Here is a 23,172-nt window from a genome sequence, read left to right as displayed (position 1 = left end):
CAAAACTATGCGGCAAGCCGAGGCGGACGCCGCTTCCACGCCGCCCGCTTGCTCACCGGTACCCTTCCTCAAGGTCGATTTTCAACGCGCCCATGAGACGAACACCGGAATTGTACCAGGCGACGTTGATTGCGAGTTCGACAAGCTGCTTCTCCGACAGGAACTTTGCAATCCCGTTCCACACTTCATCGGAAACATCGACGTGCAGCGTGGAGTCCTTGGCAAAGGCCATCACAGCCTTTTCCTGCTCGTTAAAAAGGCTCGAGGTCTCGAAGTCCGGAATTGCTTGAAACTGCTCTTCCGTCAGGCCTGCCTTGAGGCCATGAGAATGGTGATGCTTCACCTCGTACTCGGAATTTGTGCAGTATCCGACCGTAAGGATCGCCATCTCACGCAGCTTCGGGCTGAGGTCAGCAGCCCGGACCGCGTTTGCGTAGGTCAAGAAGTCGTCGAGGATCGCGGGAGCATTGGCGAGCGCAAGGAAAATGTTTCCGGTCGGAACCTTCCTCTCCTTCAGCAGGCGCTCATTGAGCGTGGGTTGCGTCTCGGCCAGTTCGGTATTCGGGATATATTTTACTCGTGCCATTTCTCCGCCCTCAGCTTGTCTTCGCAAATCTTCCTGCCCGAAGGCCTATGGTCAAAACCGGCCCTTGGACAAATGCTAACGTTAGCATTAATAACACTTGAAAACTTAAGGTCAACCCAAATTTTCGCCGTGTAAATGCAAAGTTTTTTGGGAAGAATCGCCGCTCGTGACTACTTAATGCGGCGCAGGAACCACGGGATTCTTCAAAACACCGATACCGGGGATTTCCACCTCAAGATCGTCGCCGGGAACGATCGGACCGACACCTGCAGGCGTACCGGTCATGATCACATCGCCGGCCAGCAGCGTCATGAAGCGACTCAAGTAAGCAACGATGTCAGCAACTGAGTAGACGAGGTCTCGCGTATTCCCCGCCTGTTTGACGGTGCCGTTCTGACGAAGGATGACGTCAAGGTTCGTCGGATCGAGATCTGTTGTAATAGCCGGACCCATCGGCGCAAAAGTATCATAGCCCTTACCCGCCAGCAGGCAACCGAACTTGCTTTCCTGCCGCTGTATAATGCGGTCACTGATATCATTGCCACATGTGTAGCCGAGGACGTGCTGCAAGGCATGTTCCTTGCGAATGTGGCGTCCGCCTTTGCCTATGATGGCGACCAGTTCCGCCTCGTAGTGGACGATTTCGCCATCACTTGGATATTCAATGGCATCTCCGTTGCCGCTGGCTGCCGTGCTTGGCTTCATGAACAGCACCGGGAGCGTCGGCTGCTCCTTTCCGGACTCGTCGGTGTGCTGCCGGTAATTGTACGCGACCCCAAATATGCGAGGCCGCTCTACCGGGCATAGTAGGCGGACGTCGTAAAGATAATCCATCTGCCCGGTTCGCTCGATTGCCTGGAAGGGATCGCCAATAATCCGCTCGATCCCGCCCTCGCTTTCGACCCCGTAGTGAATTCCATCGGCTGACTGGTAGCGTACAATCTTCATTGGGACCTCCATTTTTGCTAACGTTAGCGCAAGCACGGGGATTTCGTCAACATACTTGCCTTCCGTCTTCAGCCAGGTCTTCCGTAACAAGGCGGTTCGGGCAGCTGCGCCCGCGATCGCCGACCTCGAGAATGGGGCCGCCCGCTCCTGGTATCGATCTTCCACCGCAAATGGGCATACGCCTGCTCTGCGTCTCCCCGTCCTCTCTGCAGCGGTGGGCGACCGAGACGGACGCGGTACCGGTTTGATAACTGGCAACCGACGATGGACCGTGTGGGGTCAAGAAATGCGGCTCGTTGAGGTTCTATAGGGCGGGCGACAAACCCTGATGCGAGATTATGGGATATCCGCTGACAGGCTTTGATGCAGCCCCTGCCGAAGATCGTTGCTCAGAACGCCAACATGGCAATCAGCAATTGGACACTGCCTAACTCGGCGAGACGTCGGGCCCACCGGCGGCTCTTTGAATCAAGCGGGCAACCACTTCAGTGCGGTTCTGCGCCTGCAACTTGCGCATAATGTGTTGCAAATGCATCTTCACCGTATGCCCCGATAAATTGAGTTTTCCTGCAATTACCTTATTTGAACAGCCGCATTGCAACTCTGCGAGGACATCCGCTTCCCGGGGAGTGAAATCAGCAAACGCCAAGTACTGCGTCCTATCATCCAAGCTCTTTTCGGCATCATTTCGGGCCGGACTATGCTCGCTCGAGTCGTTTGTACCAGCTCCCAATAGCTGCGGGAAAAATGTTCCTCCTGCCAGAACGAGGCGAAGACCGGCAAGGGCAATGTCAATGGGAAGTGAAGTCGAGAAAAGGCCGCGGATGCCCATCTTGAGCGCCTGACGGGCTATGATGGCGTCATCCGTACCTGAGAGCAACGTGACAGGCGCCTCAGGAAAACGTGCAGCAATCGCCGCGAGATCATCCCGCAGGCTGGTGCTCTCAACACCTCTGCCGGCCAGACCTAATACAATCAAACGCACCTCAGCTCCAAGAGCTCGATCGAGACTCTCGGTCGAGATCAGATCTATAACGTTCCACCCGGTGAGTTCACGCTCAAGAAGCTTCACCACGGTGGTGCGCGCCAATGTAGAATGCTCAACGATGATCACAGTTGGTGCATTGCGCCCCGTACGGCGCCTAGTTCTATCAATGTCGGACACTTGCGTGCTCCCCAAGAGTATTTGCAACGCAACAGCTGATTATATTATTCCTGTTCTCACTACATGTCATGATAAAAAGTGAGTGTATTTCAGATATCAATAGTCTGATCTCTCATGATAATTCTTATAGTCTATAAGATTTCATCGATAGATAACTGGGCTTGCAGAGAACATTTAAGAGATTTTTCGTGTAGGCTTGCTGGTTCGACTTGTCGCTGCAGACTTTCCAGCCTTCGCCGAATTCACGTACGGCAAGGGGGGTCAACAAAGCTTTCAAAGCTACTGTAAATGCAACCGATCTGCGACAGACCCATTTAGGAAAGAGTCATTGGATAGAACGAACTGCCGATCGGCCGGGCTTTGTTTCCATATCTCAATTCAAAACAGTCGCAGACCCGGCAGCAAAATGACAAACGCGAAAAGAAACAAAAGCCTGAGATCGCTGATTACCCGTTATGATTAGTAAAACGGCGCTCTAATGACGCGTTAATACCAGTTGTTTCGCTCAGGCAGCACTGCGCCGGCACCGCCAGATGCCGGACAGGGTCAGGGCCCCTGGCGGCCGAAATCGGCGGCAATGCTGATGAGGTCATGGTGGAAGGTTCAGCATCTCAGGGAGCCCGCCGTTCAGTGCCATGGCGGCCAAGGAGGCGAATGCCGGGCGGCGGAAACAATATGGCTTGAAAGATCGCACGAAGAACGGATTCGTGCAGTTGAGCCTCCGCTACAGGTGGAGTCCATCTGCTAGCTGTGCATGAAGTCCAGAATGTCGTTTACGAGAGCCGAATGGGCGTCTGTGAGGTTGCCCTCTCCGCCGTGGCCCGCGATGCCGGCCAACTGGAGCGCGTGTTGGTCATAGAGAACATGATCGATCTGCTGGGCGTCCGCCGTCCCGCCGGCGGGAACGGCAATGTTGATGGGATGGAAATAGCCGAAATTGACATCGACCATGCTGCCGGTTGACGATCCGTCCCCACCACCGCCGCCCGCATGGTTGCCGGTGAAAATCGTGTCTGAAGACAGGTTGAAGCCACCGCCATTGCCGCCGATGCCTGCGATCTGCACAGCGCCCTGATCGAAAATGACATTGTTCGTCTGATGGGCCTCCGCCGAGCCGCCCGCAGCGCCCACGGCGATGTTGATCGGTGAGAAGATGGCGATACTCACGTCGACCATAGCGCCGACGAAATATCCATCGCCGCCGTGGCCCGCATAAAAGTCGCCGGTCAATGTGAGCGCAGTTCCCGGGCTCATCGACGGGCCATGGCCCGCGACGTTATGGTCTCCGCCCGAGCCGCCCATGCCGCCGATCTGGGTCGCGCCCTGCAGGAACAGGGCGTTGTTCGATTGGTCGGCGTGAGCCTCCGCGCCAGGGCCTGCAGCCACGGCGGTATTGACGGGGGCAAACAGCGCGACTTCGGTGCTGACCAGTCCACCGTAGAAGAGCCCGTTGCCGCCGGTGCCGGCATGATTGACGCCATCGCCGCTGCCGATGGCAACATTGCCGCTTCCACCATTCCCGCCTATCCCAGCCATTTCGGTGGGATGCTGATTGATGAGCGCATCGTTGCCTTGGAAAGCGTCGGCACCCGAATGAGGTCCTGCAATAGCGGCATTGGACGGCATGAAGACGGCCAATGAATTGCTGCTGATCACGCCTTCGCTTATTCCATCGCCACCGCTGCCGGCGGAATTATAGCTTGGACCGGAAGCGACATCCAATGGAAGCCAGGTCGGCATCAGCGCCAGATGCCCCGCGGCCAAGTTGGAGGCGAGGTGTTGATCGGTGCCCGCCTTGGGCAAGTCTTCCAATGAGGAACGAGTTTCCGCCATTACCGTCTCCATTCGCGGTCAACCGCACGGCCACCGAGCGTGCGGCGCTATGCAGCCTGAATTGTTCAGGCATTGTGCATCTGAACGCCGGAAAAGCAGAGCCTGCAATTCGTCTACATCTCATCGGCTAGTACTGTAGCCATTTGGCTGTCATGGCCGCGGCGCCCCCGTTGCGCGAGTTTGCAAGCACTCAATCCCCGTTTGGGTTAGAGGCCCTACATCTTGCACACTCGTTCTCGCGGCGGGTCATGAAAGCGTTTCACCTCCAAGCGGGGTCTCCTGCGCCAAGCGCAGCCTGATCAGAACCCCGGAATGCAGCCGGTTCGCTTGGGTGGCCGTTGCTCCGAAAAACGGCGTCGCTTCGACGAGGTCGCAGACATGATCATGACCATGCCATCCGGCCGCAAATCACTTCGTACTAATCCTAAATAATGTTCCGTCGCCTGCAAGTATATATCCGAATGGACATCACCGAATATCTAGATAGTTCACAGATTAAATCGCAGGCATTATTCGATTGCGGTTGTATTGGCTGGCGGTGACATGCTGGATACCCACGCCGTAAAAGTAACGTTGACGAAACGAAGTAGAAGGAGTGACATCAATGCCTATTCCACAGATATCTGACACGATTCAACTCCACAACCCGGATGCCGGTGACGCGAAAGCCGGCAACGGCGGTGATGGCCACAACGATGGGAACATCAACTACAACCCGGTTGCATATGTAGACCCCGTGCAAACGGTCTACGGGGCAGATACCCATCTGCACAATGGCGATCACGTTTGGCAGAAGGCAGATTGGGACGCCGGCAGTGGCGGAGACGGTGGCTTTGCTCAGGCCAAGAACGGCTTCCTGGCGAAGATCACGAACAGCGGCGACGGCGGCGCGGGGGGAGATTCCCACTCCAACGGCAGCCAAGGAAACTCGAGCGGCGGCGACACGGCCTCCGTGAATGCGGCTACGACCGCGACACAATATACGCAGCTCGTGGCCGATCAGCATGCCACCATCCTCGCCGGCGTCGGCGGCAACGGCGGTAATGGGAACAACGCTCTCGGCGGCGACATCTCGTCAGCATTGGTTCACTCGGATCCTGAAACGACGACGGTGAACAATTCTCTCGATCACTTCATAAACGCCTTCGGCCATATCGACGTCGACCATCTCGGCTCATGAACTCAAACTCTGAGGGTCGCCGGTTTCGGTTGGCGACCCTCCTGAATTGCTGAACCAGCACGCAGTCTTTTCTCGTCAGTATCAAATCCAGCGAGAGCTGATAATGACAACGATTTCCATAAAGCCATTGCGCCCGCAGACACAGCTCGTTGTCGCGCTCCGAGCCTGTGCCGGAGCCTTCGGGTTGGTCTTCCTCTATAGCTGCGGCTACAATCTCTTTCTTCTGGCGCCGTCCATCTATCTTCTGCAGATCTATGACAGGGTCCTGTCGAGCAGAAGCGCCGACACGCTCCTGATGCTGACGATGATCATCGCCATCGCCGTGCTGGTCGGGTCCACGCTGGATATCGTGCGCAGGGCAGCTCTTTCGCGCATCGGCAGCTGGCTGGACCACAGGCTGCGGCCCCTGGTGCTCACCGCATCATTCGAATATGCCACTCGCGCCGATACGGGAGCCGCCACGGAGTGCTACAGGGACCTGGCCGCATTACGCCAGTTTCTCGATTCACCGGCCAGCTCGCTTTTCTTTGACGTTCCCTGGGCGCCGGTCTTCCTGCTCCTGCTCTTTCTCGTTCATCCGCTGCTTGGGACCATCGGTCTTCTGAGCGCAGTTGCACTTCTGCTGTTTGCGTTCCTGACGGAACTGGCGACGCGAGAGCCGCTTGCCCACGCCAATCTTGCCCTTTCGATGAGCTATCTCAGATTTGCGACCGCCCTCAAAAACATCGAGGTCATCAGGGCAATGGGCATGCAGGATGGCGCAGCGCAGATCGTCTATCGCGATGCAGAAATGGCCAGAAGGGCGCAGGACATCGCGATGCATCGCACGGAGATCATTATTGGTTTCTCCAAATCGATCCGCACGCTCGCACAGATCCTCATGATGGGATCGGCGACATGGCTGGTGCTCATAAACAGCGGCAGTCCCGGGATCATCTTCGTTGCGAGCCTGCTGCTCGGGCGCGGGCTTGCACCAATCGAGGGGGCAATAGGTGCATGGCGCTCCTTTACGTTTGCGCGCAATGCCTTCCGTCGCTTGAACAGAATGCTGATAGCAGTTGCATCGGAACGCGACGGCCGAATGGTGCCGATACCGGAACCCAACGGCCTCGTTCTCGATAACGTCAGCTATATCAAGCCATTCGCCGATCGGCCGATATTGACAGGCATCACATTGCGCCTCGCGCCCGGCGATTGCATAGCGCTCATCGGTCCGTCGGGATCAGGGAAATCGACACTGGGTCGCGTCATAGCAGGCGTTGTGCAAGCAACGAGCGGATGCGCTCTTCTCGGCGGGGTAGATATCTCGGCTCTGCGCCTTTGCGGGGGGACTCGCCACGTCGGATATCTGCCGCAAGACATCGAACTTTTCGGAGGAGCGATCAAGGATGTGATCGGCCGGCTGGACGGAGGAGATCCCGGCAAAGCGATCGATGCCGCGAAGCTGGTTGGGTTGCACGACGCGATCATGCGGCTGCCCCAGGGCTACGAGACCGATATCGGTGAAGGTGGAAACCTGCTCCTTCGAGCGCAGCGCCAACAGCTGGGACTGGCACGGGCGGCCTATGGAAATCCGTCTCTGATCGTTCTCGACGATCCGAATTCGAGCCTGGATTATGACGGCGAACGGATGCTGTTTGCGGCAATCGAGCGCATGAAATCCAGGGGGATGACCGTCGTGATCATAACTCACCGGATGGGGATCCTGCCAGTCACCAACAAGATTGCCATCATGCGTAACGGGACTGTGGCTGCCGTCGGCGACAGTGAGCGAATTTATGAAACTTATCTTCAACCACCGTCTCGAACAGGAACGTAGGGAGAAACGCCGCCATGACCCTTGTTCAACTGGACGCAACGCCGGCGAAATTTTCAAATTCGCCAAGGACGGGTCGGCGGTTGGCCAAGCAACGGACGGCCTATTTGCCGGTGATCGAGGCGAAACAACGCGGACCCGCGCCCTCCTCGCCCATGCCGGGGCTCAGAGGCGTTGTCTGGACGGGCAACCTGTTGATCCTGGTCTTCATCGTCGGATTGGGGATCTGGTCGGTTCTGGCGCCGCTGAAAAGCGCTGCGGTCGCATCGGGCGTCATCGAACCGGAATCCAGCCGCAAGACCATTCAGCATCTGGAAGGCGGGATCGTGCGGCGGATCCTCGTCAAAAACGGCGATGCTGTCATGGCCGGGCAAATCGTAATCGAGATCGACGATACGAAGTCTCGCTCGGAGCGCGACAGCATTCAAGGGCAACTTTGGGAGGCCGAAGGAAGCCGCGCTCGCCTGCTTGCGGAGCAGACGGGCGGCGACCATGTCGCCTATCCTGGGAATCTCAGGGCAGCAATGGCCAAATATCCCTTGGTCGGCGCGATTCTGATTGGGCAACAGAAAATTTTCGAAGCCCGTCGCCGGGTCATGCAGGCGGAAATTCAGATCGCCAATGAAAAAATCGCGCAGGTGCGGCAGGAAATTGTCGGACTTGGCGCGCAGAAGGCGGCGCTGGCCGACAGAGCCGCGATCTCTCGGCAGGAACTGGATCAGGTTACGACCCTTAACGCCAAAGGACTGGAAACAAAAAGCAGGCTTCTCAACCTCCAGCGGGAAAGGGCAGACCTTGATGGCCAGCAGGGTGAAGTGGAGGCGCAGATCTCCCGCGCTTACCAGGTGATCAGCGGGTCACAGGCCGATCTCGCAAAGCTTGAGAGCGACCGGTTGAGCGAAGTCGCACAAGGCATGCGCGAGACGGAAAGCCGGATCATGCAACTGCGCGAGCGCTTGCGGGCGATCGACGACCAGCTTTCAAGGACCTATATCCGCGCTCCCGAAGATGGAACGATCATGAACCTGCGCGTCCACACCGCTGGTGGGGTGATCGGCGCGGGTGAACCGCTGGTCGATCTTCTGCCAGGCGCCGATCGCCTTGTCGTGTCTGCCCATGTCAGGCCGGAAGACATCAATCTCGTCCATGCGGGGCTCGAGGCACAGGTTCATCTCCTTCCATACAATCAGCGGCGCGTTCCACTCCTGAAAGGCCGGGTCGAGTATGTTTCAGCGGACCGGCTCATCGATACGCAGAACGGCCAGCCCTACTTTGCCGCGACGATCCGTGTAACGGACGAGCGGCTGGCGAAAATGAGAGATGTCGAACTGGTCGCGGGCATGCCCGCACAGACACTAATCGAAACGGGCGAAAGCAGCGTGGCGCTCTATGCCATCAGACCACTCCTCGACAGTTTCAACAGAGCATTTCGCGAGGACTGAGGCGGTGATGGGCAAGAGAAAATTCGACGACAACCAGATTACCGGTATTCTGAAGGAGCACCAAGCCGGGGTGACGGTGGCAGATGTTTGCCACAGGTACGGCATCAGCGAGCCGACCTTTTATCGGTGGCAATCCTTGCAGTCCGGAAATGTCGGTCTCCATGCCAAAAGATTGAGAGCACTGGAGGAAGAGAACCAGAAGCTCAAGAAGCTTTTGGCCGAATCCATGCTCTCGGCGGCAACACTGAGCGAGATGCTGGCGAAGACATCGAAAGGGCGACACTAACCTCTAAACAGAGGGGTTTGTTGGCCGCCTTCAGGCCCTGTACCAACGCGACTGGGGTCTATCTGTTGCCGTCGTCTACGGTCAGGTGATGCTAACATTTTGCTTCGACAGCATAAATCGTCGGCGCACCGAAGCAAACCTACCGCCTTGGACTGCGCATAGCGGATCGATAATGGAATCGATGGAACGCAAAAACTGACTGGAACGACATCGCCATCCCGCCGCGCTCAGTTAGCCGGAGCGCTCGTCAACCCAGTGATGCGTGCCACGTAGGCCGTCGTTTAATACCAGCGTCCTCGGCCGTACCAGCCGCCGCCGCCTAGCAAAAGAAGTATCACAACGATTATGAGAAGGGTTGTGAGATCCATGTGCGTTCTCCTCGGGGACCACCACCATCTCGTTCGCGCCTGACGGGCGTTGCTCATGGTGGGACTCCCTTGCTTACAACGGCAATGACCGGGATTGGTTCCATTCGATGACCCTACCCGGCCGGCGACGACCTGGGCGGAGTTTAAAAGAAGGATGCAACATTGGGCCGGGAGGGCACACTCAATCTCCACAGCCCCTCCGCCAGCGTACCGGCCGCAGCAAGGACGGAAAGCTGCGAGGGGTGAAACCCGGCAGCGCGTGGTATCAACGGCTATCTATCGCTTCGTGGCATCCGGCCACGGCTTGGCGATGACGAGGGCGCACCGTCAACCTGGTTCTGGCTGAGGCCTCAGACACACCCGTCGCAACCATTCTGCGCGAGATGGGCAAGGACTACGCAACGATCGCTGAGATGCTCGGGCAGAAAAGCACTATTCGCGTCTGGCTGACACATCCAAGAAGATGGCGAGACGGTCAGCGATCTCGATGCCGAGGTGTGCTTGTCGCCTATGTCGGCCTTCTTAGTTTGGATTAGCCGCTCGAGATAAGCGCTCTTCGCCGCCTGCAAAACATTTTCGTCAGTAATTCGGTCAATGCAGCCGAAACTATGAAAAAAGCCAATGGCCGTCGGCGAAAGAACCACAATCATCGCTAGAATAACAAATTTGAAGAGAGCGCTTCGCATTTGATCTATACCTATATCTAAAAGCAGCGAGATAGGGCGACCCCGCAGAGTTCTCGATGCCTTACGAGCGTTCGCCACAAGAATAACGGAATATCGGGTAAAGGCAGCTAATATCATCCCGGCATTCACCCAGCGATCCGTCAATTTGCTAACTTGCGGCAGGCTCCCAGAGCAGCGACTATTCAGGGGTTGTTAATGGGGGGGAACCTGCATGGCTTTGCGGTTCAGAAAATCGTTTAAACTCGCGCCGGGGCTCCGGCTCAACATAAGCAGAAAGGGCGCTAGCGTTCGGGTTGGTCCGAAGGTTGCTGGTTACACAGTGGCGACGTCGGGGCAGCGAGTCAGCGCTGGTATCCCCGGGACCGGGGTTAGCGCTTCCTCAAAGATCGGCAAACGAAAATCAGACAACCAGAACACCAGCCCGACCATGAGTTCATGGGCTACTGGATTAGTGGGGCTCTTTCTGATTGTGATGTTTCTAGGGTGGTTGTTCTAACCAACTGACGCAGCCGGCCGGTTTGATTCCCATCGCCAAGCGGCGGCTTGCCGATGAGTTTGACGCGGCCCAAAAGCGGGGCGAAGTCGCCGGGCAAAGACGGCGATAGCAGGCGTTCCGATAGGGAACGCCCGCCAATCTCGATATCGGACTAACCTGTAAAGACTTTTGTGAAGTCCGTGTCATTTCGCCGACGCCGCGTAGGGCACAGCGAAGTCGCAGCAATATCGGCTGCTACTCCCACGTTTTTTTGAATAGGCTAAAGTCGTCCACTTGGGGAAGAGCCAAGAGAAAATTTTGCTCCAGGTCGTAAATGTATTTCACAGTCCGTTGATCTGCTATCTGAAGCCTGAAACACCCAAAGACAGGTTCCGAATAGGAAAACCTCAAATAGTTCTGATCGTCGGGCCAGATACCATCCCATTCAATTGAGGAGTCTATGTCTGAGAGAACGATCTCGCCGTCATCGGTCCATCTAACGTATTTGTTCCAACGCGGGCTCGTGACAGTGACACAGTTATTCGGGAGCAATCCGGTGGTGATCACAAACGGCTCCGCGTAAATGCTAGCGCTATGGTCGCTCAGTAGAAACGTTGGTGGATCCTCGTTCCGGTTCGCGAGGTCGGTTGCCCAATACGCCCCACCACGCACTGCGGACTCGATAGGACCAGAGTGAGGTTCCGGTGCCCATCCGACCTGTTCTGTTACGTCGTCTGCGGGGACACGACCACGATCATTTACCGCGCTCTGCCCGTTTTGTTGATAAGTGGCTTCGCGCTCGCCACCAATCCCGCCGCTGGCAACATGAGGTGCCTCGGAGGGGACCGCTTCGGAAGGAGCGGCTTCGGTCCCGCCGCCAGGCTGCTCGGGAGGCTTTCCCCTACCAGACCAGGAATTGCTTTCGCCGGCGGCAGCGCCGTATTCCGGCGGGTCTTCAATTGTCTTGTTGGCGGGAGGAGTCTTAGAGTTATCGGTCATAACGATCTCCACTGTTGCGCGCTGTTGGATTGGTAAGGCAGACACGAAAACTATCAAATCGATCACTTTAAGACTACCCTAGGATTATACTGTGATTTTTACCGTCCCAGGTTGTATAAAGTTGGACCTAAGTTTCGAACGCCTAAACGGCGTCGATGCGACCGGCCTTTACAAAAATCGCGACAATCGTTGTAGTGCGGAAATGATAACCCGCTGCATTTGCATAACCCTTTTGGCTTCGCTCGTCGGCGGCTGCGCCCCTCCATATCCGCGGGCTTGGGCTGGCTGTCCTTTTGAAAAGCAGATCGTCGTAGATCATGATTTCCGCTGCGCCGACCGCGATACAGAACCACGCCGGGGTGAGACGCCATGACCTCGCCCGACACCACCACCCTCCTCGAAGACGCCGCCGACCGGATCGCGGATATCTCGCGCGCAGATCTTCAGATCATGCTTCGCCGTGCCGCTGCTGTAGCGCAACTCTGATCGATCGCGATTGGGCGATATGGAGAACTGCTATTCAAACACTTTTTTTGAAGGGGGCTGGTTTTTGATGCCGGCCGCGGCAATCAGCCAGAACAGTCCACCGGCGGCAATGCCGAATACAGCTATTTCTGTGAGCAATTCGACTGCTTCCAGCAATCCCCACCACGTCATCATCCCGTTTTGGTAGGTGATGTGATCGTTCGTGTAGGCCTTATCCGGGCCGAAAAATATAGTCAGGCAAAACCACGGGAAGGTAGCAACGGAGGCCCCGGCCATCGCACAATTTGCAAGGGACGCCCGAGCTCGTCCCCTGAAATAGACTATCAATGGTATTCCCAATACAACAGTTGGCGGATACGCCCCGAAGAACGCGACGACTGCAGTTGTTTGGACAACGCGCTCCATCATGTCCGGCAGGCCCTGATAGGCTGGGCTGTAAACCGCAAATGCGAAGGATGCCACGAAAGGCACTACAATAAGCGCAACGGCAATTCTCCACCATGGTGGAGATGCGAATGTTGTTACCGCCATGTGCGCCTTGCCTAAACAGCCTAGCGACAGAATTGCACGCGAAGGTGCATATGACAACGGTTCGGCTCCCACCTCTTCCTCGGATTAGTGACGTGTACGCTTTTGACGACCGGGGAGTAGGTTGGCATCTTCTGTAGGTGCCTTCGCCACTCTGATATGCTAATCGGCTCAGAAGGACCACAGGCGGCCGAGATACCATCACTATGCCCGATATGCCAACTCTCCGCGAAGACGCCGCCCGATCGAATCGCGGATATCTCGCGCGCAGATCTTCAGATCATGCAGCGCCGCGCCGCCCTGCTCGTGCGCAACTCCGGCTCGATCGCTCTCGATGACGATACTGAAGAAGCTCTGCGGAACATCTCAAGCGAATTGGTGCTGACGCGAGAGGACGCCATCAGGTATATCGTGCGGGAGTGGTTGGAGAAGAACACCTATCTGCCGGTCCACGACCTCGACGAAGACGGCGATGTTGATGGGAATGGTTGACGGTTATTATGCTTGACTGAAACTCCGCCACTTTCACTCCGAAGTGGTCTCCCTTTTGCCGATTGAGTTTTTCAGACATAATCTGGAAACAAAGGCTGAGAAGTAAATATGTTTAAAACTTTCGCCTGGGTTGACCTTTTCGTCCGCCTTCACAATCAGTCTTTTATCAAGAGATACGAGAGCCATATTAGCGGCCCACCGCTCGATCTGGCTATTTTGTCTATATCGATCTTGTTTCTTTGGCTGACCAGAGGAGGAGTACTGGATTACATCGCCCCGCACTTAAGATACTTTTTGGTTGTTCTACCGAAATATCACTATGAACTGCCATGGCTCGCGGAGAATCATTCCGAACAGATCGCCCTTTACACATGTCTTTCGTTTTCTCTGATCACATTCACGGTCGTGAAGACCCTATTGTTTTCGCTTTATATTGTTTCTTCCCCATTGGGCCGAGAAATTATAGTTACGGATTTAAAGAGCTTTGTGAAACCCGCCGCGGCATATTTGCTCACATTCCTTTCTCTTGCTTTTCTCATTCCTCTTCCGATCTACGGTGCAGGTGCTTCGACAACACTTCTCGGAAATGCGTATTCCCTCACGATTTTCAATATACTCTTTCTAAAGATGCTGAGCGGTGGAATCGCGGCAACCGTTTTGCTGGCCAAGAGAATCAAAAGACCGAATAGAAGGGATCCAGTGGAAGTTACTAGCAACGATTGAGGGGTAGTGGCTGGCCGCTGTTGGACCTTAGGAGTATTTCGCAGGCGCCTCTTTCAGGCGAATTCGCGGTATCTAGCTCTGCGACCCCAAAAAAAGAAGATTATTTCACGAGGCATTCATGAAAGGTTCGACTAAGCCGAAAAAATTGCGGGTGTTCTTCGCGGTTTTTGTTTGCTCCTGGTTGTTGCTTAGCTACGTTTCGTCGGCTGTGGTGATCGGTTCCAATTTCATTCCGTCTGCCGAGTGGTTGGCATGGACAAAGCCTATGCGTGTCATTGTAGGCTCCCTATCCGCCGCGCTTTCTGTCTGGATTATTTGGAAAGGCGCTGGAATGAGCAAACTGAAGCGCGTCCTCGGTGCCATAATCGGCCCGTTTGTGGGATACTTTATGGGAAGCAATATCCTGTTCATCTGGCCGTTGCTGCTCCCACTGATCGCAGGCGATGAAGTTGCGCTTCCCTTCACGGTACATGGACTTGCCGATCGCTTGGGAAAGAACTGCTACTCCGCAGTGAAGTTGGAGGACACGCCTTTTCTTGTCGGCCAAGTGTGCAACGTCCCTGATGACATCAGATCACGCCTGTCACCAGGCATCGGCGTCTTCGTACGCGGCTGGGGAACGCGTCTCGGGGTGTACGCGCATGACTTGAGCCTGAACTGAACGGACCTCGCTTCGCGAAGTTGGCCGCAGCTCGCCGGCCCCGGCCACCCTTGTGGAGAAGGAGGGTGGGCAGAATATGCGACTGCTGGGTGAAGTTGTTCCGTTTATCAGCGGCATCGATACGCCGGAGATAGGGAGCCATGCGAAGAGCCTCAAGGAACGGAAGCTGGCGCTGATCGCCAAGGGCCGGCTGCGTGAGCTACTGGCTGAGAAGGGCTTGCGGGTGATGTTCAGCGGCGCGGTGGACAAGACACAAACTCACCGCCGCTCGTCAACATTTATCGCACCAACGGGGAGGAGATTGGGAAGAAGCTGCAGGAAGGCTTCGCCAGGACCTGGAGTCCGCGACACCGCAACGATTGGTGCAACGGATAGTGTCCAACTACTGCTACTAATGCCAAACTACCAGCCTCAACTGCCAACACTGTTTTTCGCTTCGCCGGCAAACAGCAGCACCCAAATCCCTCGACTCACTCCAGCCAGTGCCGGAACGCCCAAGAGAACTCCAAAATAAACTGCGATTGGGAGGTCATGAATTCCGATAGCGAATTCCCGCCCAGCACACTTATCAGCCGTGTACCCGCTGAAATGTTCACACTTTCCGGCGTCGGGGAATAAAAAGAAAAGGCCGTCAATAACAAACACGAAGCTCAGTAAAATGCCCACGGCGCGAAACATATTCGCGTCGGGACGACGCATGAGAGACAGATCCGGTTTCGTTTTTTGAATGGACCACAACAGCCTGCCGAGCAGGAAGCACGCAGCCGTTCCGAGAAATTGAGCCGTGATCAGGGCAAGAGTCTGGTTGATAAAGGGCTTCACGAATTGCGCAGTTAGTGCTGCCATGATGCCACCAGCCCCAGTATTGAAACTAGTGACGCCCCCGTAACCCCATCGCGGGTTACAACTGCACGGTAGATACCATAAGACGCCCAGGCAGTCATGGCTATGGGAATGGGGCCGATGGGCCAAGGAAACGAGAGATCAAGCATGCCCTGACTATGCCTGAACACGTCCGTTACTCAACCGAAATGTGGAAACAAACCCGTCCTCCTCATGCGTCGTTCTTCGCCAATGACGCAATGATGGCGTCGAGCCGTCGGGTCGTTTCCTTTGACGTCTCACGGTGCTCTTCGCAAAGATCGATCTATGCCGGCCCAGTCTAACAGGTCCAGATAAGCCTTTTGGATAGATATGCGCCGTTCTACAGCGCGGTTACAATCTCCGCGCGAGATGACGGAGATGGGGCGTGCGTCACAATTATCGCAATCCGCAGAAAAAATCAGTGCTCTTCAGGGCGCCGGGTTTGCTAATCGGCGCGCTCGCGTTTGGTGCGGCCGGCGGCTGGACCGCGAGCGACTTGCTGGCCTCATGGAGCGCTTCTGGCGGCTCCAGACAATCGTGCAGGATCAAGGGCAATGTCTCCATCGACACGGGCGAGCGCATCTTCCACGTGCCTGGGCAGCGACGCTACGCAGAGACGAAGATCAGCCCAAAGTATGGGGAAAGATGGTTCTGCTCGGAATTTGAAGCCTGGGCGGCCGGCTGGCGGAAATCGAAATCGTGATGCTTTTTTCACGCCGTGCCCGGGGTATTCAAAACCCCGAGCGCACGCCCACCGTTGCCGAAGCCGAGATCGATAAGAACCTCGTCAAAGAGGCGGCCCTACACCGCCATTTCCTCGCGCCGCTACTTTCCCCCTGCTATGTCCGCGAACCGCGCTGTCGGGCTCCGCAGGCCGTAAATGGGGCATAGCTAACGGGGTTGGGTTTAGGTCCGATTTATATTCACGCGCATGTCGCATGCATGTCGCACGGAGCTGCCGGGAGCGTATGACAATCGTTGAAAACAAAGGGAAATTTATTGCAACACATGCAACATGCAATTAGCGACCAAGGGGAACAACGAGGCTAGTAACGCATTGTTATGGCTAGATTTTTGATGGTGCCCAGGACCGGAATCGAACCAGTGACACGCGGATTTTCAATCCGCTGCTCTACCAACTGAGCTACCTGGGCTAACCTGCCTCCGATGGTCCCTTTCAGAAAAGGAACCGCGGGGCCTTGGTTCACCCCGGAAGCGAGCGGGGTTATAGCATCTTGTTCGCCCATGGCAAGCGTCAAATGACTCTTTTTTGACGGTCTTGCCGGCTTTGCCGATTCATGAGGAAAAATAAGAGCTTCGCGGGCGGAATTCTCTGAAGAGCGGCGCGTCAAAGCGGACTCATATGACCCGCTTTTGATCTTTGATCGATGCATGTCTTTATCCCAAATCGCTGCGCACCGTTGTTGCGCCATGCACTAGCTTTCCTCATCGCGATAATCGGCCTTGGTCTCGTCGTCGGCAACCGGAATGGCATAGGCGCCGGTCAGCCAGCGGGAGAGGTCGGCCTCGCGGCAGCGGTTGCAGCAGAAGGGGTAATGTTCGCGGTGGGAGGGTTTGCCGCATTCGGGGCAAGGGCGCGTCTTGCGCAGCGGTTCGACCTTGGCGGCCGCTTTCTTCTCTTCAGGCATATCTGTCCGTCCTAAAGCATGTCGCGTAAAAGTGTGCAGCGGTTTTGCGACAACGACATGCGTAAAAACAAAGCCTTAAAGCGCGAGGGATCTGAAGGATCGTGACGCGCTTTAAGCATCGGCCGTCGGGCTCAGCCCTCGGGCCACCGGCTATGCACATCGAAGCCTTCGCCGGTCAAAAGCAGAATGGTTTCATAAAGCGGTAGGCCGACGACATTGGTGTAGGAGCCCACCATCTTCTGCACGAAGGTGCCGGCGAGGCCCTGGATGCCGTAGGCGCCTGCCTTGCCGCGCCACTGGCCGGAGGCCAGGTAGTTCTCGATCTCGAAGCCAGAGAGACGCTTGAAGCGTACCTTGGTCTCGACGATCTTCTGACGGATCTTGCGATCCGGCGTCACCAGGCAAACGCCGGTGTAGACCATATGGTTGCGTCCCGAGAGGAGATGCAGCGAACTCAACGCCTCGTCGGCGAACTCAGCCTTGCCGAGGATGCGCCGGCCAACGGCGACCACCGTATCGGCAGACAGGATATAACTGCCCTTCCAGGTGATATCGCCCTTGATGGCGGCAAGGGCAGCTTCCGCCTTCTCAGCCGAAAGCCTGCGGGCGAGCGAACGCGGATGCTCCGACTTCTTCGGCGCCTCGTCGATATCCATCGGCATCAGGCGCGAGGGCTCGATACCGGCCTGGTTGAGCAGGTCGACGCGCCGGGGCGAGCCTGAGGCCAGAATGAGCTTGTATTTCAGCGCCATGGAACCTCGACCATCGGCAGACGGGAGCAAAAACCCTTGCAGGACCTTCGGGCAAGCTTACTTGAAACGGTAGGTAATCCGGCCCTTGGTCAGATCGTAGGGCGTCATTTCCACAAGCACCTTGTCGCCGGCGAGAACGCGGATGCGGTTCTTGCGCATGCGGCCTGCGGTGTGGGCGATGATCTCGTGTTCGTTTTCGAGCTTCACGCGGAACGTCGCATTCGGCAGAAGTTCGGTGACGATTCCCGGGAATTCGAGGACTTCTTCTTTAGGCATATAAGTGTTTTCTTCCTGTGGGTTGAATAGGCAGCGCAGCGCGCGCCTTTAAAATTTGGGCGGAAACTACACAATCAACGCAGGTTTGTGAACCTTGTTGAACGGCCTTTCCTTTATTTGTTTTCATGCCGATTGCGCAGCAATGCCATTTCGTTTGAGTAGCCGGCTTTCGATGAGGCCGGCCAGATGATCGCGGACCTCGCGGTAGCTCTCCAGAATCTGCTCGCGCGTTCCGATTGCAACCGTCGGATCCATCGTCGGCCAGTAGACGACATCGACCGCATTCGACCGGGTCAGCTCAAGTGCCGCATGATGGGCCTGCGGCGACAGCGTGATGATCAGATCGAAGTAATCATCCTCGAGCTCTTCCAGCGTCTGCGGCTGGCGGCGCCCGAGGGAAAGACCGATCTCCTCGAGCACGACATCCACGAAGGGATCGCGCTCGCCGGCGCGAACGCCGGCGGACCTGATATAGGTATTGGCCGGCAGAATGCTACGGGCGATCGCTTCGGCTATCGGCGAGCGGATGGCATTCATCCCGCACATGAAGAGGATGGCGCCCGGCCTCTTTCCCTCCTCGACGTCGACGGGCCGCTCCATTGCCGTCATCCGCGCCAGTAGAGCACGCAGACCAGCGTGAAGAGGCGCCGGGCGGTGTCGAAATCGACCTCTATCTTGCCGGCCAGCCTATCCTTCAGCGTCTGCGAGCCTTCATTGTGGATGCCGCGCCGGCCCATGTCGATCGCCTCGATGCGGCTTGGCGTCGACGAACGGATCGCTTCGTAATAGCTCTCGCAGATCATGAAGTAATCCTTGACGATCCGCCGGAAGGGCGTGAGCGACAGGATATGGGTGGCGACGCCGCCACCCTCGTCGGTGGTGATGGCAAAAACCAGCTTCGAATCGACCAGCGAGATGTTCAACCGGTAAGGGCCGCCGACATGGCCGAGCGGCTCGAAGCTGTTCTCCTCGATCAGATCGAAGATGGCGACGGCGCGTTCATGCTCGACATCGGGCGTCGAACGGCCGATCGTATCGTCAAGCACGACGTCGCAAAGCCGGAATTCGCCCTTCGCCATGCGCCCTCACCTTTCGAGGTTGAGGCGGATCGCGACCGATCGCGCATGGGCATCGAGGCCTTCGGAAACGGCAAGGGCGATCGCCGCCGGGCCGAGGGTGCGCAGCTGCTGCGGGCCGAGGCGCAAGATCGAGGTGCGCTTGACGAAATCGAGCACCGAAAGACCGGACGAGAAACGCGCCGAACGCGCCGTCGGCAGCACATGGTTCGAACCGCCGACATAATCGCCGATGACTTCAGGCGTATGGGCGCCGATGAAGATCGCGCCGGCATTGCGGATGCCGTCGAGCAGCCGGTCCGGATCGACGACGGCGAGCTCCAGATGCTCGGCAGCGATGCGGTTTGCCAAGGGTATGGCCTGTTTCAGATCGGCAACCAGGATGATCGCGCCGAAATCGCGCCAGCTTGCTGCCGCCGTCTCAGCCCGGTTCAACGTCTTCAGCTGGCGTTCGACCGCCTGCTCCACCGCCTTGCCGAATGCGGCATCGTCGGTGATCAGGATCGCCTGGGAACTGACGTCGTGCTCGGCCTGCGCCAGGAGGTCGGCGGCGATCCAATCCGGATTGTTGTCCTTGTCTGCAATGACAAGCACTTCGGAGGGGCCGGCGATCATATCGATGCCGACGGTGCCGAAGACATGGCGCTTGGCAGCAGCGACATAGGCATTGCCGGGGCCGGTGATCTTGGCGACCGGGGCGATCGTCTCGGTGCCATAGGCAAGAGCCGCGATCGCCTGGGCGCCGCCGACACGGTAAATCTCCGTGACACCGACAAGCTTGGCCGCCGCAAGCACCGCCGGATTGACGGCGCCGCCAGTGGCAGGCACGGCGATGACGATGCGATCGACACCGGCGACCTTGGCCGGCACGGCGTTCATCAGCACCGAGCTCGGATAGCTCGCGGTGCCGCCCGGAACATAGAGCCCGACCGCTTCGATCGCCGTCCAGCGCGAGCCGAGACCGACGCCGAGGTCATCCTCGTAGATATCGTCCTTCGGCAGCTGCCGGCGATGGTGGGATTCGATGCGCAGTGCGGCGAGTTTCAACGCGCCCAGCACTTCCGAGGGCACCGCCTCGACTGCAGCGTCGATTTCCTCTGATGTGACGCGCATCGGGACGGTGGCGAAATCGATGCCGTCGAATTTCAGCGAATATTCGGCAAGCGCGACATCGCCACGGGCGCGCACGTCATCAATGATGGCGCGAACAACGATGTTCACATCCTCGGAGACTTCACGCTTCGTCGTCAGAAAGGCGGCAAAATGCTGCTCGAAACCTTTCGATGCCTGATCCAGCCAGATTGCCAAGGCCGATATTCCTTCTCAACTCGAAACTGCGATGTTCAAACTCAAGGCGTCAGGCCCTAGAGGTGGCGAGGCTTGGAAGACGCCTCCCAGGCGCCGCCGATATCGGCCAGCTGGACCTCGATGCATTCGACATCGAGCGCAATCGAGGCCGTGCCCGACAGCGACAGCTCGATCGTGCCCTCCGGCCCCTCGCCCTTCTTCTCGAAGCGCAACGCCAGCAGCGACAGCACCTCGTCCCGCTTCTGACGGTCGATGCCGAGCGAGCGGACGGCAAGCGCGCGCTTGAAGACCAGGGCAGCACGGCGGCGCTCGAAACCCCTGCGCTTGCGCTCGGCACCTTCCCAGACGAAACGATTGACGGCAAGCGCGAACTGCGCGTCGCGCGGCGACCAGTCGATGTCGCCGACCTTGAAGACGCTGTCCTGCATATGCGCGGAAATGATCGCAAGATCCTCGTCATCGAGCGCAACAAGCTTCAGGTCGGTCATTCAGTCTCAATCCCATTGCCGGCCGAAGCCGGGCACCGCCGGAATGGCGATGCGTCAGACAAGGGAAATAAGGCGCTGCGGCCAATTACGCAACCGGGATAAGGATCGCCTTAGATCCGGATTCCGATTTAAGGAGTTATGCTCCAGCGCCCGTTCCTCACTCGCTGATGCGCTCGACGATGGCGCCGCAGCGGGTCAGCTTCTCCTCGAGCCGCTCGAAACCGCGGTCGAGGTGATAGACGCGGGACACCGTGGTTTCGCCCTCGGCGGCAAGGCCGGCGATGACGAGCGAGACGGAAGCGCGCAGATCGGTCGCCATGACAGGCGCGCCGCGCAGCCGCTCGACACCCTCGATCTTCGCCGTCTGGCCGGACAGTGAGATCCTGGCGCCGAGGCGGGCAAGCTCCTGCACATGCATGAAACGGTTTTCGAAGATGGTCTCGGTGACATGCGAGACGCCTGAAGAGCGGGTCATCAGCGCCATGAACTGCGCCTGCAGATCGGTCGGGAAGCCCGGGAAAGGATCGGTGACGATATCGACCGGCTTGATGCCGGCGCCATTGCGCTTGATGCGCATGCCATTGTTGGTCGACGAGATTTCCGCACCGGCGCGGCGCAGCGTTTCCACCGCGGTTTCGAGCAGCGCCACATCGGTATTCTCAAGCACGACGTCACCGCCGGCCATGGCGACGGCCATGGCATAGGTGCCGGTCTCGATGCGATCCGGCAGGACGCGGTGGCGGGCGCCGGAGAGCGAGGTGACGCCTTCAATGGTGATCGTTGCCGTGCCGGCGCCTGTGATCTTGGCACCCATGGCGTTCAGGCAGTTGGCGAGATCGACGACCTCAGGCTCGCGGGCGGCATTGCCGATCACCGTCGTGCCGCGGGCAAGCGTCGCCGCCATCATCATCACATGGGTGGCGCCGACGGAGACCTTCGGGAAGGTGTAGCGCGCGCCGATCAGGCCGCCAGCCGGGGCCTTGGCGTTGATATAACCGGCATCGATCTCCATGCTCGCGCCGAGCGCCGTCAGGCCCTCGATGAAGAGATCAACGGGGCGCGTGCCGATGGCACAGCCGCCCGGCAGCGACACGCGGCAATGGCCTTCGCGCGCCAGCAGCGGGCCGATGACCCAGAAGGAGGCGCGCATCTTCGAGACCAGTTCATAAGATGCTGTGGTATCGACGATGGTGCGGCAGGTGAAATGGATCGTGCGCGAATAGGAATCTTCCTGGCGCTCGCGACGGCCGTTGACGGCGACATCGACGCCGTGATTGCCGAGGATGCGCATCAGCAATTCGACATCGGCCAGATGCGGCACGTTTTCGAGCGTCAGCGTATCGCTGGTCAGAAGCGAGGCGATCATCAGCGGCAGTGCGGCATTCTTGGCGCCGGAAATCGGAATGATGCCATTCAGCTCATTACCGCCGACGATTCTGATACGATCCATGTGCGCTTACGGGCAGCGCCCGCCTTTCCTGAAAGTTCTGCCTTGGAATAAGGAGTGAGGTGTTTAGGGGATTTCTCGAGACGCTTCAATTCGCGACGGACGGAACATTACGATTCGTCCATTTTTGCGGCGGGCAGCCCATTTGTTTCGTCGGCCTGGCCCGAACGGCGGGCGCGGACCTGCTGTTTGCGTCGCCCCAGATTTTCCCTGAGCTTGTCGGCGGCGCGCTCGCGGCGCAGTTTCGCCTGTGCCTCGATCGCCTCTTTGCGGCTCTGCTGGCCGGTTTCGGTCTTTTCGTTCATGGGAACAGGATTAGCTGAATTCGCGCCGATCCAAAAGGCCCTTCGCCGCAATCGACGCGAAGTTGGAATTTGCAGCTTGCGCTGGCCGCCAAGCTGTGGCAATAGCCCCCCGTTCTCGCGATTGAGCCACCCGGCTCGCGCGGTCTGGTCCTGCTGCCGTAGCTCAGTGGTAGAGCACACCCTTGGTAAGGGTGAGGTCGGTGGTTCAATCCCACTCGGCAGCACCAGTTTTCTTGAAAAGACAGTCAATCTCGGCTCCACCCTTCCCGGCGAAAACACCTTATAAGGTGGCGTTTCTCATCAGTTGGCGTCCATAGGCTTTCCTGTCATGGG

Annotated in this window: 25 protein-coding genes, 2 tRNA genes and 2 pseudogenes; 11 read left to right on the top strand and 18 right to left on the bottom strand. The window is 57.6% G+C overall.

Features of this window, described 5'->3' with window-relative positions; translation table 11 throughout:
* Positions 1-52: 52 nt before the first annotated feature.
* The 4 genes from MOV76_RS15180 to MOV76_RS15165 form a co-directional block, all read right to left on the bottom strand.
* Positions 53-586, bottom strand: a complete 534-nt coding sequence (locus tag MOV76_RS15180; protein WP_018244718.1) for a carboxymuconolactone decarboxylase family protein — start codon at positions 584-586, stop codon at positions 53-55.
* A gap of 174 nt (positions 587-760) precedes the next feature.
* Positions 761-1,534 carry a fumarylacetoacetate hydrolase family protein gene (locus MOV76_RS15175; protein WP_026230862.1) on the bottom strand — a complete coding sequence of 258 codons (774 nt, stop codon included), beginning with the start codon at positions 1,532-1,534 and terminating at the stop codon, positions 761-763.
* Positions 1,535-1,961: 427 nt separating this feature from the next.
* Entirely contained in the window at positions 1,962-2,726 is a 765-nt protein-coding gene (locus MOV76_RS15170; protein WP_018244716.1) for a response regulator transcription factor, read from the bottom strand.
* A 717-nt stretch (positions 2,727-3,443) separates the two neighbouring features.
* Positions 3,444-4,532 carry a hypothetical protein gene (locus tag MOV76_RS15165; protein WP_247264794.1) on the bottom strand — a complete coding sequence of 363 codons (1,089 nt, stop codon included), beginning with the start codon at positions 4,530-4,532 and terminating at the stop codon, positions 3,444-3,446.
* A gap of 604 nt (positions 4,533-5,136) precedes the next feature.
* Here MOV76_RS15165 and MOV76_RS15160 point away from each other — a divergent pair.
* From MOV76_RS15160 to MOV76_RS15145, 4 genes are all read left to right on the top strand, one after another.
* Complete coding sequence (locus MOV76_RS15160; RefSeq protein ID WP_018244714.1) at positions 5,137-5,712, top strand: hypothetical protein; 576 nt, start codon at positions 5,137-5,139, stop codon at positions 5,710-5,712.
* A gap of 103 nt (positions 5,713-5,815) precedes the next feature.
* Complete coding sequence (locus MOV76_RS15155; protein ID WP_028731523.1) at positions 5,816-7,531, top strand: type I secretion system permease/ATPase; 1,716 nt, start codon at positions 5,816-5,818, stop codon at positions 7,529-7,531.
* A gap of 14 nt (positions 7,532-7,545) precedes the next feature.
* A complete protein-coding gene (locus tag MOV76_RS15150) occupies positions 7,546-8,970 on the top strand; it encodes an HlyD family type I secretion periplasmic adaptor subunit (protein ID WP_113543504.1) in 1,425 nt (474 codons plus the stop codon).
* A 7-nt stretch (positions 8,971-8,977) separates the two neighbouring features.
* Complete coding sequence (locus tag MOV76_RS15145) at positions 8,978-9,256, top strand: IS3 family transposase (RefSeq protein WP_018244711.1); 279 nt, start codon at positions 8,978-8,980, stop codon at positions 9,254-9,256.
* A 718-nt stretch (positions 9,257-9,974) separates the two neighbouring features.
* On the opposite strand, the gene MOV76_RS15140 is transcribed toward MOV76_RS15145, so the two are convergent.
* Positions 9,975-10,454 (bottom strand): hypothetical protein, encoded by a 480-nt coding sequence (locus MOV76_RS15140; protein ID WP_247264793.1) that lies wholly within the window; start codon positions 10,452-10,454, stop codon positions 9,975-9,977.
* Between the two features lie 67 nt (positions 10,455-10,521).
* Between MOV76_RS15140 and MOV76_RS15135 the strand changes: the two genes are divergently transcribed.
* Positions 10,522-10,806, top strand: coding sequence for a DUF4236 domain-containing protein (locus tag MOV76_RS15135; RefSeq protein ID WP_247264792.1), 285 nt, complete (start codon positions 10,522-10,524; stop codon positions 10,804-10,806).
* Between the two features lie 234 nt (positions 10,807-11,040).
* On the opposite strand, the gene MOV76_RS15130 is transcribed toward MOV76_RS15135, so the two are convergent.
* Entirely contained in the window at positions 11,041-11,784 is a 744-nt protein-coding gene (locus MOV76_RS15130; protein WP_168318756.1) for a hypothetical protein, read from the bottom strand.
* Between the two features lie 369 nt (positions 11,785-12,153).
* Here MOV76_RS15130 and MOV76_RS15125 point away from each other — a divergent pair.
* Positions 12,154-12,252: pseudogene (locus tag MOV76_RS15125) on the top strand (CopG family transcriptional regulator); the annotation flags it as partial.
* Between the two features lie 48 nt (positions 12,253-12,300).
* On the opposite strand, the gene MOV76_RS15120 reads toward MOV76_RS15125, so the two are convergent.
* On the bottom strand, positions 12,301-12,801 hold the full coding sequence (locus tag MOV76_RS15120; RefSeq protein ID WP_247264791.1) for a hypothetical protein: 501 nt from the start codon (positions 12,799-12,801) through the stop codon (positions 12,301-12,303).
* 197 nt (positions 12,802-12,998) lie between these two features.
* Between MOV76_RS15120 and MOV76_RS15115 the strand changes: the two are divergent.
* From MOV76_RS15115 to MOV76_RS15105, 3 genes and pseudogenes are all read left to right on the top strand, one after another.
* Positions 12,999-13,290: pseudogene (locus MOV76_RS15115) on the top strand (CopG family transcriptional regulator).
* Positions 13,291-13,398: 108 nt separating this feature from the next.
* Positions 13,399-14,013: a hypothetical protein gene (locus tag MOV76_RS15110; RefSeq protein WP_205939073.1), complete on the top strand. Its 615-nt coding sequence runs from the start codon at positions 13,399-13,401 to the stop codon at positions 14,011-14,013.
* A 118-nt stretch (positions 14,014-14,131) separates the two neighbouring features.
* Complete coding sequence (locus tag MOV76_RS15105; RefSeq protein ID WP_128410531.1) at positions 14,132-14,674, top strand: hypothetical protein; 543 nt, start codon at positions 14,132-14,134, stop codon at positions 14,672-14,674.
* 411 nt (positions 14,675-15,085) lie between these two features.
* Here MOV76_RS15105 and MOV76_RS15100 read toward each other — a convergent pair whose 3' ends face one another.
* The gene (locus tag MOV76_RS15100; protein ID WP_247264790.1) at positions 15,086-15,520 is read right to left on the bottom strand and encodes a hypothetical protein; all 435 of its coding nucleotides are present in this window, start codon (positions 15,518-15,520) and stop codon (positions 15,086-15,088) included.
* Positions 15,521-15,923: 403 nt separating this feature from the next.
* Here MOV76_RS15100 and MOV76_RS15095 point away from each other — a divergent pair, with 403 nt between their 5' ends.
* Positions 15,924-16,241, top strand: a complete 318-nt coding sequence (locus MOV76_RS15095) for a succinoglycan biosynthesis protein exoi (protein ID WP_168318771.1) — start codon at positions 15,924-15,926, stop codon at positions 16,239-16,241.
* 375 nt (positions 16,242-16,616) lie between these two features.
* Here the strand turns inward: MOV76_RS15095 and MOV76_RS15090 are convergent.
* The 10 genes from MOV76_RS15090 to MOV76_RS15045 form a co-directional block, all read right to left on the bottom strand.
* Positions 16,617-16,692 (bottom strand) — tRNA-Phe (locus MOV76_RS15090).
* Positions 16,693-16,974: 282 nt separating this feature from the next.
* Positions 16,975-17,187, bottom strand: coding sequence for a DNA gyrase inhibitor YacG (gene yacG, locus MOV76_RS15085; protein ID WP_247264789.1), 213 nt, complete (start codon positions 17,185-17,187; stop codon positions 16,975-16,977).
* Positions 17,188-17,318: 131 nt separating this feature from the next.
* The gene (locus MOV76_RS15080; protein WP_012755992.1) at positions 17,319-17,939 is read right to left on the bottom strand and encodes a Maf-like protein; all 621 of its coding nucleotides are present in this window, start codon (positions 17,937-17,939) and stop codon (positions 17,319-17,321) included.
* Between the two features lie 57 nt (positions 17,940-17,996).
* Positions 17,997-18,215 (bottom strand): translation initiation factor IF-1, encoded by a 219-nt coding sequence (infA, locus tag MOV76_RS15075; protein WP_003545338.1) that lies wholly within the window; start codon positions 18,213-18,215, stop codon positions 17,997-17,999.
* A gap of 123 nt (positions 18,216-18,338) precedes the next feature.
* Entirely contained in the window at positions 18,339-18,824 is a 486-nt protein-coding gene (locus tag MOV76_RS15070; RefSeq protein ID WP_183619667.1) for a low molecular weight phosphatase family protein, read from the bottom strand.
* Positions 18,821-19,294 (bottom strand): UPF0262 family protein, encoded by a 474-nt coding sequence (locus MOV76_RS15065; protein WP_018244707.1) that lies wholly within the window; start codon positions 19,292-19,294, stop codon positions 18,821-18,823. Before MOV76_RS15065 ends, MOV76_RS15070 begins: the two co-directional genes overlap by 4 nt.
* 6 nt (positions 19,295-19,300) lie before the next feature.
* Complete coding sequence (gene hisD / locus MOV76_RS15060; RefSeq protein WP_168331446.1) at positions 19,301-20,599, bottom strand: histidinol dehydrogenase; 1,299 nt, start codon at positions 20,597-20,599, stop codon at positions 19,301-19,303.
* A gap of 56 nt (positions 20,600-20,655) precedes the next feature.
* Complete coding sequence (locus tag MOV76_RS15055; protein ID WP_018244705.1) at positions 20,656-21,087, bottom strand: DUF2948 family protein; 432 nt, start codon at positions 21,085-21,087, stop codon at positions 20,656-20,658.
* Positions 21,088-21,244: 157 nt separating this feature from the next.
* Positions 21,245-22,537 (bottom strand): UDP-N-acetylglucosamine 1-carboxyvinyltransferase, encoded by a 1,293-nt coding sequence (gene murA, locus MOV76_RS15050; RefSeq protein WP_018447597.1) that lies wholly within the window; start codon positions 22,535-22,537, stop codon positions 21,245-21,247.
* 107 nt (positions 22,538-22,644) lie between these two features.
* Positions 22,645-22,839 (bottom strand): hypothetical protein, encoded by a 195-nt coding sequence (locus tag MOV76_RS15045; protein ID WP_018244703.1) that lies wholly within the window; start codon positions 22,837-22,839, stop codon positions 22,645-22,647.
* Positions 22,840-22,991: 152 nt separating this feature from the next.
* Here MOV76_RS15045 and MOV76_RS15040 point away from each other — a divergent pair.
* Positions 22,992-23,066: transfer RNA gene (locus tag MOV76_RS15040), tRNA-Thr, on the top strand.
* Positions 23,067-23,172: the final 106 nt, after the last annotated feature.

Source organism: Rhizobium sp. PRIMUS64 (genome assembly GCF_023006465.1).
GTDB lineage: Bacteria > Pseudomonadota > Alphaproteobacteria > Rhizobiales > Rhizobiaceae > Rhizobium > Rhizobium leguminosarum.
The sequence above is the reverse complement of the archived record's forward strand: the minus strand, read 5'-3'. Positions and strand labels throughout refer to the sequence as shown.